Annotated in this window: 13 protein-coding genes; 3 read left to right on the plus strand and 10 right to left on the minus strand. The window is 43.0% G+C overall.

Features of this window, described 5'->3' with window-relative positions; translation table 11 throughout:
- Positions 1 to 219 precede the first annotated feature (219 nt).
- Positions 220 to 423, minus strand: a complete 204-nt coding sequence (locus ABH897_RS22985) for a helix-turn-helix domain-containing protein (RefSeq protein WP_010345194.1) — start codon at positions 421 to 423, stop codon at positions 220 to 222.
- Positions 424 to 594: 171 nt separating this feature from the next.
- On the opposite strand from ABH897_RS22985, the gene ABH897_RS22990 reads away from it, so the two are divergent.
- Positions 595 to 882 (plus strand): hypothetical protein, encoded by a 288-nt coding sequence (locus tag ABH897_RS22990; protein WP_404592770.1) that lies wholly within the window; start codon positions 595 to 597, stop codon positions 880 to 882.
- A 138-nt stretch (positions 883 to 1,020) separates the two neighbouring features.
- Here the strand turns inward: ABH897_RS22990 and ABH897_RS22995 are convergent, their stop codons facing one another.
- The 8 genes from ABH897_RS22995 to ABH897_RS23030 all read right to left on the minus strand — a co-directional run bounded on the left by ABH897_RS22995 (position 1,021) and on the right by ABH897_RS23030 (position 8,800).
- Positions 1,021 to 2,160: a tyrosine-type recombinase/integrase gene (locus ABH897_RS22995; RefSeq protein ID WP_404592771.1), complete on the minus strand. Its 1,140-nt coding sequence runs from the start codon at positions 2,158 to 2,160 to the stop codon at positions 1,021 to 1,023.
- 309 nt (positions 2,161 to 2,469) lie between these two features.
- Positions 2,470 to 2,853, minus strand: a complete 384-nt coding sequence (locus ABH897_RS23000; protein WP_149093863.1) for an immunity 22 family protein — start codon at positions 2,851 to 2,853, stop codon at positions 2,470 to 2,472.
- A gap of 158 nt (positions 2,854 to 3,011) precedes the next feature.
- The gene (locus ABH897_RS23005) at positions 3,012 to 5,075 is read right to left on the minus strand and encodes a methyl-accepting chemotaxis protein (RefSeq protein WP_404592772.1); all 2,064 of its coding nucleotides are present in this window, start codon (positions 5,073 to 5,075) and stop codon (positions 3,012 to 3,014) included.
- 340 nt (positions 5,076 to 5,415) lie between these two features.
- A complete protein-coding gene (locus ABH897_RS23010; RefSeq protein WP_283652687.1) occupies positions 5,416 to 6,414 on the minus strand; it encodes an ABC transporter substrate-binding protein in 999 nt (332 codons plus the stop codon).
- 294 nt (positions 6,415 to 6,708) lie between these two features.
- A complete protein-coding gene (locus ABH897_RS23015; RefSeq protein WP_283652688.1) occupies positions 6,709 to 7,248 on the minus strand; it encodes a CueP family metal-binding protein in 540 nt (179 codons plus the stop codon).
- 147 nt (positions 7,249 to 7,395) lie between these two features.
- Positions 7,396 to 7,941: a GNAT family N-acetyltransferase gene (locus tag ABH897_RS23020; protein WP_283652689.1), complete on the minus strand. Its 546-nt coding sequence runs from the start codon at positions 7,939 to 7,941 to the stop codon at positions 7,396 to 7,398.
- A gap of 119 nt (positions 7,942 to 8,060) precedes the next feature.
- On the minus strand, positions 8,061 to 8,126 hold the full coding sequence (locus ABH897_RS23025) for a hypothetical protein (protein ID WP_404580119.1): 66 nt from the start codon (positions 8,124 to 8,126) through the stop codon (positions 8,061 to 8,063).
- Positions 8,127 to 8,428: 302 nt separating this feature from the next.
- Positions 8,429 to 8,800: a hypothetical protein gene (locus ABH897_RS23030; protein ID WP_404592773.1), complete on the minus strand. Its 372-nt coding sequence runs from the start codon at positions 8,798 to 8,800 to the stop codon at positions 8,429 to 8,431.
- A gap of 765 nt (positions 8,801 to 9,565) precedes the next feature.
- Between ABH897_RS23030 and ABH897_RS23035 the strand changes: the two genes are divergently transcribed.
- Both ABH897_RS23035 and ABH897_RS23040 read left to right on the plus strand, forming a co-directional pair.
- Positions 9,566 to 9,751 carry a hypothetical protein gene (locus tag ABH897_RS23035; protein WP_404521220.1) on the plus strand — a complete coding sequence of 62 codons (186 nt, stop codon included), beginning with the start codon at positions 9,566 to 9,568 and terminating at the stop codon, positions 9,749 to 9,751.
- Between the two features lie 34 nt (positions 9,752 to 9,785).
- Positions 9,786 to 10,355, plus strand: coding sequence for a DUF1697 domain-containing protein (locus ABH897_RS23040; RefSeq protein WP_404580613.1), 570 nt, complete (start codon positions 9,786 to 9,788; stop codon positions 10,353 to 10,355).
- A gap of 197 nt (positions 10,356 to 10,552) precedes the next feature.
- Here the strand turns inward: ABH897_RS23040 and ABH897_RS23045 are convergent, their stop codons facing one another.
- On the minus strand, positions 10,553 to 12,298 hold the full coding sequence (locus tag ABH897_RS23045; RefSeq protein ID WP_404580614.1) for a methyl-accepting chemotaxis protein: 1,746 nt from the start codon (positions 12,296 to 12,298) through the stop codon (positions 10,553 to 10,555).
- Positions 12,299 to 12,580 lie beyond the last annotated feature (282 nt).

The raw sequence follows: 12,580 nt of genomic DNA on the forward strand, positions 1-12,580 counted from the left end.
TATAAATCCTTTCACTTTTACTTGTTTAATTGACCAGCCTTTCTCGACTTTCGCCTAACGTTTCTGTATTCATGAACCCCGTCAGGGGTTGTCTGCTGAAATGCTTCCCTGAAATCCTTCTCGCAGACCAAGGCTCCAAAGGAGCCGCTGCTTGAATATTATGTTATGCGATGGAATCACTTCTACGATTAACCAACATTCATTCTTGATTCTAATCTTTCATTGTTCTGCTATATGTTCCAATAAATCTCCTGGCTGACAACCTAAAGCCGCACATAATTTATCAATCACTTCTAATGACACATATTCGTTCGTATTGAGTTTCGCCATTGTAGCAGACGAAATACCTGTCATTTTCAATAAATCCTGCTTCTTAATCTCCCTGTCGATCAATAATTTTTGAAATGGTTTATAACTAATCATCTGATATTCCTTTCACACATCAAGTGAAGTTTTCTTTAATTATATGAAAGTATATTTTCTTTATCAAAAACATATTCAACATGTATTGACTTAATTATTTGATATGATAAAATTATATTTAATAAGTTGAACTTTTATTCATAAAATCAAATACATTGGATGGTGTTCAAAATGCATAATTCTTTAGAAGTCTTACTTGATTCACTGATTCATACTCGAATTGAATCTTTATATGGCGAGCTTATCAAAAACAACTCCAGCTACAACCAGTTCTCATCCGAACGGAATCTCTACTTCAAGCAGTTACATGAAGGAGTACCGGAGAATATACAGAAGACCCTATTCCTTTACGATGATGCTGAGCTTTCTGTTCAAGCTATTTTAGAACGTGAAATTTATTTGCAAGGTTTTAAGGACGCTCTTCACCTGCATAACGAATTATATATATCTTTAGATTGAGAGCCTTCTGGCTCTTTTTCATTTTGATTCTGTTGTATAACGTCTTATTTACGAACTTCTGAAAGAATGCACTCTCCGTCATATTCACGAACTTCGTGAATCCTGCACTTTTCTCCTTATTCCCGCACTTTCTGCGTTTCAATCCTCCAGCCTGTCCATCTGATCCAGCGGGCTTTGAATTCGCCCAATGTCCCGTCTGCTCACATGTGTATAGCGCTCCGTTGTTCGCACACTCTGATGCCCCAGCAGTTCCTGAATATAGCGAAGATCAATCCCATTCTCCAGCAAGTGGGTCGAAAAGGAATGCCTTAGCGAATGGATACTCACCTGTTTGCGAATGCCCGCTTCAGCCAGCGCTTTTTCAAACACTTTCTGCGCTGAACGTTCCGTCAGGTGGCGGCCTTCCCTCTGCCCTGGAAACAGCCAGTCTTCTGGCCGCTCCACCCCTATGTACTGCTCGACCACCGCAAAAGCCGCTTCGGAGAGCAGCGTTTGCCGATCCTTCCTGCCCTTTCCCTGACGGATTTTCAGCACTTTCCGTTCATGGTCGCAGTCTTCAGGACGCAACCTCACCACTTCGCTTACCCGCAGCCCGGATGTATACGTCAGGTACAGAATAGCCTTATGCTTTGGATTTTTCACTACTTTCAACAGACGCATGACCTCATTCAGGGACAGCACATCCGGTAGTTTACTCTCCTTTTTCGGACGAACATAGGCGGAGGATTTGGGCTGCTTTAGCACATGGCGAAAATAAAATTTCAACGCACTGATCGCTTGGTTAACATAAGCGTGCGAAAGACCTTTTTCGAGCAGCACCAGCGCATATTTTTGCACCACCGCATCATTTATGCTTGCTTCGGTCCCTTGCAAATCGGCGAAAAAGCGTTCCGTTTGCGATATGTAAGCTTTTATCGTCTTGCTGCTGTACCCCCTTGCTACCAATGCATCGCGCAATTCTTGCCGCTGATCCGGATTCCATTCACCTCGTTCCGAAGAAGAGGGAACCGCATTAGCCAGCGTGTCCCGTCGATCCAGCCATTCCCGGATGTACGGTAGTTCTTTATTCAAGCGCTCGTCGTACTCGAACTTACAACTCCGATACGCTTCCAACAGGCTTTCTACAGCCGAGATACTGTACGGAATCGCCCAGATTTTTTCGTCTGGAACCCATTTCCTGCCTGGTATGGATCGAATCCCTTCCCGCTCCTTGACTCCGTATCGCTCCAAGCGTACGCTGATCGTTTTTTCATCCCGATAAAGTAGGTTTATCTTCATCTCACTTGCCTCCTTAGTATATCAGCCGTTCAAAAAATTGGAAATCTAATTTTGCACAAAAAAAGGGACTTAAGATGGATATTCATCTCAAGTCCCTGATTCTTTCAGAGTAAATTATTGATCCATTAAGTCCAATTTACATTATCATAAAATGTCTTACCTTTATTTGTCCAGTTCCTCCGTCACATCATCCCATAGCACTGCCGCCACCTTCTCCAACAGATACTCCAGCTTCAGGTTCAGTAGCTATCCAATTGGAACTCGCTCTACTCCCCACATAAACAAAAGATGAGCCTGATTATTTGTTTCTCATTTGTTAATACAATAAGGATAAGCCGTTAAAAAGCGCATTTTGTCGCCATTTTTTTCAGATAGACCGCTTGTATTACAATCATATATAAAGAACAACGAATTATATTTGCCATCTATTTTACTCAAATCATGTAATAGTGGAGATAAAAAAGAATCAACAAAGGAAACATCTTTTATACCATTATCTGCCCCATCCATCAGAAAGACTCCTTCAGCAAAATCTTCGTCAAAATCATCTATTTCATGGTCATTTAAAAAATCGCTAAAAACATCCTCATTCTCATCTTCCGGGTATTTAATCTCAACATATTCAAATAACTCATCATCAGAGGCAAAGTGACCGTACCAGACGGACACCATATTTTTTTCAAAGCAATTCATATCTTCACCCCGCTAAATTTCAGTTTATACGTTTAATCTATCTGTATCCCGCACCAGCTACCATGCCCTCTACCCCACAACAGCTGTTGAAGCTAAAAAGCCCGCGCTGATCGCGGGCTTTGCTGAATATTTAGTCAAAATCATGCCTAATAGACTTGTTACTCGACCTTAAACTGTTTTAATTCGTCTTGAAGCTTATTGGACAATTGACTTAATTGTTTGGATAGTTCAGCAACCTGTTCGAAGCTCTCCAATTGTTCCTGCGTGCTGGCGCTAACCTCTTCGGTTGAAGCTGAATTCTCTTCGGTGGTAGAAGAGATGATCTCCAGCGCTTGCAAAATCTCATCTTTGTGCTTGTGGACTTTAGAGGTGTTGTTGCTGATCTGGATCATTCGCAATTTCAAATCTTCCAAATCCTTGTTAATGCTAAAGAATACTTGCTTGGTGTTCTCCACCGATCTGGCATTTTCTTCTGCAATTTTCAGGCCTTGAACCGTATGCTCAACCGAAACACTGGTTTTTTCTTCAATCACACGTACCTTCTTGTAGATTTCCTGTGTCGCCAGTGCCGTCTGCTCAGCCAGCTTGCGAACCTCCCCGGCAACAACGGCAAAGCCTTTGCCCTGTTCTCCTGCACGTGCAGCTTCAATGGAAGCATTGAGTGCCAGCAGGTTGGTCTGCGTTGCAATTTGGTTGACCGTATCCACGATGCTCGAAATCTCATGACGGCTCAGATCAATATCCTGAATAATAGACGACATCGCTTGTGTGGAATTGTGATTTTCTTCAGCCCATCTGGATAACTGATCTACTACAGCAAGCCCCTGTCCGCTTTGCTCAGCAGAGATTTGCACCATCGTTTCGATGGCTTTGGCATCATTGGCAATTTCGTCAATTTGGCCGGATAATGCTCCGGTTTTTTGTAAAATGTTATCCGTTTCGATGGACTGGTAGTTCGTCGCATTGGCAATTTCATTGATTGCTGTTGCAGTATCGTTCATCGTGACCGCGGTTCTGGAAGATATGGATTGCAGATCGTGAGAAGACTGATTCAAGACTTGAGCTGAGCCACCCACCATTTGGAGCATGCCTTGAATTTTTTGAACCATGGTGTAAACTCCTTGAGAAATTTGCCCGATTTCGTTGTTGGAATGCGTATCAAACTGAACGGTTAAATCTCCATCTTCAATCAGCTTGATTTTTGCGAGCAACTTCGGTATCGATCTCAACAGATAACGGAGCGTTATATAACAAATCACAACCAGCAGGATGGTGGCTGCGGCAAAACCGCCAATGGTAAGCCAAGTAAAGGCTTTTAATTCTGTGAGCACCTCTTGCTCAGAAATGGTTAAGCCTACGGACCACCCGGTATCTTTACTGGTTGCATACCCGATATAACGACGTTCTCCATTGTCATTAATCAGCTGTACTCCGGACTCGCCGGCAATCATTTTCTTTCCGATCTCCCCAAGATCACCTGTGCTTTCGTTAATCTTTTCTTTCAACACTTTAGTCTGATCGGGGTGATACAAAATATCACCTGTTTTGGATGCAAGAATCGAATAACCAGTGCTTCCAAGCGAATAGCTTTGCATAAGGGCAGGGATATCTTTGAAGGCAATATCAGCTGCTGCAAATCCAATTAATTGGTTACTGTTATCTTTGATCGGATAGAAAATACCCATGAGCACACTACCCGTAGCGACGTCAATATAGGGATCCGAGTAGTATAAACCGTTTGCTTCAACAGCTGGCTTGAAGAACGGACGTTTTTGGATATCGTAATCCGGTTTGGAAGCAGCACCATCATTCTGAAGAAAGAAGCCTTTGCCAGATATTCCTGCAATCCAGGCGTCGGCAAAAGATGGCTCTGCCTTTACAATGGCTGCCAGAGTTGCTTCTGTTTCCGCAGCATATGGAGAAGTTTTCACCATTTCTGACGATTGGGTTGTTTCTATGTATTGCTGAAAAAGGTTGTTCGTTGACATTTGTTTGACAAGCGATCCCTTTTCCTTAAACAACGCATCGAATTGACTGACGATGGCCTGCGTCTTCGTCTGGAGCATGGCCTCTTGCTGCTTGATAAGTATGCTTTGCGTGCTTGCAAACATGAACGTCCCCAAGGTTGCAAAGACGACAACGATAATGACTAACAACACAATGGCTAATGTGTTCGCAATGCTGGATGATCTGAATACGCGCTTTTTAATATTTTGTGACATGCTGCCATCCCCCCGAGGAGTATTGAGCGAAAAGCTCTTAGATAATATGTCGGAAGTTTGCAGTTGTTTTAATAGGTTTTTAGTATACACAATTTAAAGTTTTGCTATCTTCGTCTTACTGCCACTGCTCCAGGCGCATCCACCTGTCCTAATCTATTGGCCATGAATGAAGCTGGGTTTAGTAATGTAAGGTGCTACCCAGGGAGCTGGAGCGACGGGTTTAGCTGGCGAGGAGTGAGTAAGAGGATACAGCGAAAAGCCCGCGGGAGACGCGGGCTTTTTGTGCTGCGGTTTTAGAGACTATGCCGATTCTAAACCGGACGGAATACTGGGACCTAGCTCATTTCGTAATCGCCGCAACAACCTGATCAACCAGCGCTTTCGATGAGATGGGACCGCCAAACGTCCATGTCTTGCTGTCCAATGCATAAATGCGTTTTTCTTTGACAAAATTCAGGCCGTTCCAGACCGAATTATTTTTCAGCGCTGCTCCGAAAACATCATCGTTCGGCTGCACAATATAGATGAAGTTGCTGTCCTGAACGGCAGACAACGCTTCAATGCCAACGGTTGAAAAACCATACTGTTCAAGCTTGTCCGGCTTCCAATCGTTAATCAGCCCGCTCTTCGCCAGTGTCCCGGCGACCACCGAGTTATCCGAAAACATGCGCAGGCTGGCCGCATTTTGATAAGTGAACGCCTGTGTCAGAATGTAGTGGAAATCCGCTTTACCAGCAGCGGCGAGCTTTTCTTTGGCTTCCGCATAATGCTGATCCAACTCCTTCAGCACCTGCTTCGCTTTGTCTTCTTTTCCAAGAGCGACCGCGATGTTGTTGAAAATCTCTACCATTTTGTCATGATCGTAGCCGTTACCGCTATTCAGACTATATTCGACTGTCGGTGCAATGGCTCTAAGTTGATCATAGATAGCTTCATTTCCATCAGCATTGGAAATGATCAGATCCGGCTTCAATGCAGCAATCGCCTCCAGATTGGGCTCGTTGCGTGTTCCCACATCGGTCACGCTGCTGTCCAGAGCCGCCTCTGGAGTCACATATTGCTTGTATCCAGCATTATCCGCATTACCAACGGGCTGAACACCCAGCGCAATCATATCCTCCGTAAATGTCCATTCCAGCACAACAACACGTTGTGCTGGCCGGTCGAGTGTGACCTCGCCACGATTATGCTTTACTTTCACAGGTCCCGCTGCTTCGGCTGGTGTGCTGCCGGAAGTTGACGCCTGACTTGTATCCGATACATTGCCTGCCGCTCCGCAGCCTGCCAGAACAAGCGCAAAAACCAGCAACACTAAAATCCCGCTCAAACCCTTCTTCATAGAACATATTCTCCTCGTGTATGTACATTTTATAGATAATGATAATCATTATCATTTTTTTGAATTATGACGGAGAAATACAATTTTGTCAATGATAAAAGACAGTGTCGAATGGTCAACGGAAACACTGACATGCTTTGCTTTCCGGTTCAGCGCAACGCTGACCCAGGCACTCCTACCACGGGGTAGTTGGTGCCTGGTGTCGTTATATTTTCCGAATGTTAAGAGCTTTGTAAGCATTCCCAGTCCCTTTCCTGCACACAGGAATCCGGATATAGATTTGAATTTATTGCGTTAACCCAATTGCATCGTGGTAATACAGGTATCGTCGTTTTCAAACGTGGAGATTTTGGATTTTGCAATTTTCCCCTCATGCTCCACCGTAACGCTATAGGTTTTGTCACGCGGCAGCCATAGATCAATAAATCCATTGGGCTGGGATTTTATTGAGGTTTTATTCATGACTGAATTTCCATCAGAATCGTGAATCGTTACACTGAACTCTTCATCCTTCATTTCACCTTGACAACCGGTCAGGCTATGGGTTGCACAAGGGTGAGTCTGTTCCATATATGGGGCTATCGAAAGGAAAAACTCGTTATCAGGCAAAACGTAGGCCTTTGTTGTGGTACCATCCTCTGTTATGCTCAACTGACTGGAAGTGATGGAAGCGGACTGGGCCGTTGCCTTTCTTGTACTGAAATCATGCACCAATTGCTTGATATTTGACGCTCCTTGGTTATCTGCTTCTTCTCGCTGGGCATTCCCTGCAATCAGGTATGTCCCTATGGCAACCGCAACTAACCCCGTAGCTATCAAGGTTATTTTTTTCATCTTGAGTTCATCTCCTTGTCCCTTTTTTTACTATTATAAACGAGTGCACATCAGGATGGCAGGATGAACTCTTTATGTCACCATATGCTCACATTCATCTCTGGTACAGGCCGAAAATTAAGCAACAGGCGGTTTTCACTCCATTTTTTATAGAAAATCCTGCACTTCACATAGCCACACCATGTGATCTCCATCCTTGCCCCAATAATCCTTCGCAATGGTGTAGGGTGCGCCAAATTTCCGTAGCCATTTGGTCTGGGCTATTTTGAAGCCGCTATCCAGGCAAAAATGCGTAACTTCCATTTCCTTCAGCCTGGTCATCAAAGCCCGAATTAGCGTCGAGCCTACTCCTTGTCCTTGGTAACCGGGCAGCACATATAAACTTCCCAATGTCCCCACATGTCCGAGTTCATCGTTGGTACATTTCCTGATAGTTTCTCCGCAAGGGCCATAAGAGATCGTTCCAACGACGTTATGGTTATGTTTGGCCATCAGGAAGAACAAGTCTGAATTCAAAGCTGACAAAGATGTACGCAGCAACCGCTTTTTGTGCTCAATCTCCTGCTGCATGTCGTCGATTAAGGCTTCCAGACCCTCCTGTTCAAATGCCGCAGATATGGAACTTTCAAAAACAATATCCGCCGCCTCCAGATCCGAAGGAACAGCGAGTTGAATGCTGAACTGTTTTTTCATGATGTCAAAACTCCTGGTCATTAGTCTTTTTTTTGCATTTGGCCTGATGTAGTGTCGCAACAAATGTCACTTAATGCCTCTTCCCAACCAAGGATTTAACGTCGTTGACGTTCTTTCCTTCACTTTTCAATCACCTCGAAAACAGAACTAAAAGATTCTCCATACTCTGTTATCTTATAACACACCTTTGGCGGTATTTCAGGATATACTGTTCGTTTGCAAAGCTTGCTTGATCGATAAAAAATCTGATTTCAAGCAATGCAGCTAATACTTTCATAAAGAATCCCGGCCTTTTCTTACACAATGCCTTAAAGTATGTAATCTCGCCCGGATTTCTTTCTTTTGAGTACAAAATAGGAATAATTCATTAGTATCAAATGGGAAATTAACTGTTCTGTTGGAGATTGATACTCATTCACACAGTCGAGAAGAACCTGGAAAATCCTATTTTTATCAGAGCTATAGGTCCTCATAAATATCTTTGCATCTACGAAGGCTTATTGAAATCATCGTATTGAAAATCATATAAATCATGACTGCCCATAATAAAATTGACTAATTGGCCTTGTAAGCATTTAATCTTTTCCAGTGCTGCTTGTACATCCATGTCCATCTTACTTTTGTGAATATGTTCATGCAAAACATCAATAAGCATGTGCAAATCACATTTTTGTGAGTTTTCCATTTTGAACATCATTTTATTATTTTCAATCGTTAGACGTTCATAGATATCATCACCTAAACCCAATTCAAATAAAAGATGATGAAGAAAAAACACCCTGTCCTGGGCAATCTCAAATCCATAGGATTCATCTCTTAGATGCGAATCTTGATGTTGATAATAAGATATCGAAAACATTAAAAGCTAATGATAGCAATCTAATCAGACGCTCAGCGTCGGCTTCGTTTAGAAAATCATGGTCTATTAGCACGAATGATGGCCCATTAAATAAATCATGCCAGCGCACCAACGAAATATCATCTGTATCGTTTATATTCATGATTTAAATCAGAAATGCGTTCGTTGAAATAAGCTCTTAGTTTATAGTCGTATATTTTAGAAAATGACATTTTTCCTCCTTGCATAGGTAAGGCTTTTTCCTAAAGTTACATGTCGCCATCCCTTCTTTAAATAATCTATCCATTTCAACCTATATTGTAATATTAATCTGGCTGGATCAATAAGGCTGCATAATGAATTAATCGTACTGCTTAAATATAGAAGCATATGTTCTTTATTTCCATATTATGATATATTAGAAACAGATAATATGTAGGGAATTCTGAAAAAAGGCGTATTTAAGTCTCCTGCAAGCAGAGAGGAATGAACACACATGCAACAATTAAGCGGAGCTCTGGCCCGTTTTGTACAACAACAAAACTTGTATAATGAAGCCTACGGGCTGTTCTCTTTTTTGCTGCGCCGGAGCATCTATATCGACAACAGCTAGGCTATCGCTGGATTGGAGCTGGCGAGCTTGTCCAGGAATCCTCCTCGTGGCCGCCCCATCATGTCGTAATCGCCACTTATAATGACGATCCACTTATTGTCGATACTGGGGCAGCCCATTCCCCTGTATATGCTGCGTATGAAGGTGGCGCGCCACAGCAGGTTGCCGACTCTTTGGCTGACTTCTTTACGGCTCTTTCCATCCTGATTGAAGCTGCCCGTACCTTTAAGGGAGAGCTAAAAGACGAGGACACATACGAAACCAAAAATGAATTTATCGAGCACGTAGAACCGTTGTTGCATCATTTGCTTGGCGAAAATCAAACCGCTTATTTATTTGAATATCTATCCCTGTGTTAATAAAATCCTTTTGTACAAGAGAGGTGGGCCTTATATGATTTATATTGCATTGCTGCGGGGCATTAATGTGGGTGGCAACAACAAGATTAATATGAAAAAGCTCAAGGAAACGTTTGAGAAGGCAGGCATGAGCCATGTGACGACTTACATCAACTCCGGAAACATCATTTTTTCCAGTGAAGTTCAATCCAACGAGGAGCTAACGCTCCAACTGGAGCAGGCGATTCTGGAGGATTTTAGCTTACCTATCCGGGTCATCGTTCGCAATATGGCGGAAATCCAGGCGATTATGAAGGCATTACCGGAGGAATGGTCTAATGATACACAGATGAAAAGTGATGTATTGTTTCTGTGGGATGAAATTAACGATATTGCCGTTCTGGAGAAGCTTCCTTTGAAGCCGGGAATAGGCAATATAATGTATACGCCTGGGGCCATTCTGTTTTCTGTCAGCAGAGAACATGTCACAACAAGCGGGATGACGAAACTGGCCGGCTCCAGTCTGTACCAGCATATGACGGTGCGGAATGTGAACACGACCCGGCAGATTTATAAGCTGATGCAAATGGCTGAACAGGAAGAGTTACGTGCTTTAGACTCCTGATTGAAATCTCCTTTCTAAGCATTTTATCTTCGTTAAGTAGCCAAATGAAGGCTACCGTAGAGGATAAAATCAAAAAGGGAGCCTTCTTGCGGCTCCCTCAACTGCATTTTTGGTTTATATTGTTACCTATAGCCCCTGCCTATCAAGCGAATGAAGTCAACCCTTCATATGGAATACCACTCACCAGACTAGCTTCGTCAAATAGTAAAACCTTCGACCAGTTTATTCAATCGGGTAGCGCTTTCCTTCACCTGATCAGACTGTTGTGCCACTTCAAGAGACTTTTCCGTCGATGAAACCATGTTCTCAGCAATGTGCTGAGTAGATACGGCAGACTGTTCGCTGGCTGTTGCAATCTCGTGGATAGCTCTCACCATGGTTTGGATCGTTGCATTCACCTGCTTAGATGTGGCGTTCAAATCATTAACTGTATTCGTATGCTCAACTACATCATTGTAATATTGTTCTGCCGTATCCTCAAGCAGCTGATAATCCTTGCCCACCTTGGCATGCAGGAAATCCAGTAATTCCTCGGCATTGGTCGTCAGATTGGCTACAGATTGTACAACCTCTTGAGTAACATTCTGAATTTGATCTACCGCCTGCTTGGACCCATCTGCCAACTTGCGAATCTCGTTAGCCACAACTGCAAACCCCCGACCTGACTCACCGGCTCGAGCCGCTTCAATAGATGCATTTAAAGCCAGCAAATTGGTTTGGGCCGTAATTTCCAGAATGGACTGGGAAAGTATACGAATTTGGTCTACCGCCTTGGCTTGTTCCAGCGCTTCCGTCATCTTTTCACTGGCCTTCCGGTAAATCTCTTTGGACGCTTTATTGGACTCACTCGCTTCATACTTCAACGCTTCGGCCTTTAGGCTTGTATCATAGGCAGACTGCGCTTTTTCTTGAGTTTTGAGCGAAATGTACTCTGCCGCCCGCTGCATTTCATCGGCAGAATGATTCATGTTTTCTGTATATGCCGAAGTCTCCTCCATCGCTGCTGATAGCTGTTCGACTGTAGCCGATACGTCTCTAATCCGCTCATTGAGATCGGTCATATTATGATTCGTCTGATCACTTAGATGATTAATTTGGCGGGATTCATTGATAACTCCCGTAATAACCATTGAGGTTGAATCTGTCATTTGTTGAATGGCACGTGCAATGACAGCGATTTCGTTATTTCCCTTGAGCAGGGTCGGATCAAGTGCTGCCGTTAAATTGCCTTGGGTAATCTCTTCACAGTATTTCGTAATGGTGCTCATCCGAGAACGGATATTCCGAATGGCCGAAAAGGAGATCATACTAAGGACAGCAAGTACTAGGACCAGAATCACGATCAAAACAATTGTGCGCATTTTTATCTCATTTTGCGTATTTTGATATAAGTTGGCCGATTGTTCATTGTTGTAATCAGAAATATCGGTCAGTATCTTAACAATTGCCGTACTGGATGTATTAATCCTGCCTCTCTCTTCCTTGTCATATGTTCCGGTATTTTTTTTGACTGCCATGATCTGCTCAATATTCTGATAATATGTGTCTATGCTGCTTCTTAGTTCCTCGTACAGTTTCTGTTCCTTCGGGTCCAGATTCTTTTGCGAAAATTTACTTAACCCTGATGCAACGCTGTCTTTTCCCTTCTGTACCTGCTTATATTGTTTATCTGTGTACTCCTCATTATCGAGTACTTTGGTGTAGTTGGCCCGCATGTTATAAAAATCACTTTTCACTTCCAGAATATTCGTTTGGTGTTGAAAGCGATCCATATACAAAATACCTTGTCCCTCTTTAGCTTGATACATGCCGAGAACCCCTACCAACGATACAATGAGCAAACCCACCAAGCTGATCATGATCATGGAGACCATCGTTGTCGTTACCTTTAAATCTCTAAATCCTTTTACTTTTTTAGTGCTGTCTGATAGTTTTGTTCTCATCAAAACCCCTCCAGTCGTCTATGTATAATAGATCACGTTGCTCCCATGGATACTATCCCCCAAACCATAAGAATTAAGAGATTACACCGTGATGATATATATATCGGAAGAAAGCGCTTAATATTGTAACAAAAATAACAGTGCTGCTAAAATAAAGAATATTTATCCTGTGAAAGTGAGCTTGGGACAGACAAATCAGGATTTTTCAAAATTCGATTCCAGTCGCTCCGAAGTGCAATATATAGACGAACTAGACCATTTCGATCTATATATTGTTCATTG

This window comes from Paenibacillus sp. RC73, from assembly GCF_044908085.1.
Classification (GTDB): Bacteria; Bacillota; Bacilli; order Paenibacillales; family Paenibacillaceae; genus Paenibacillus; species Paenibacillus terrae_A.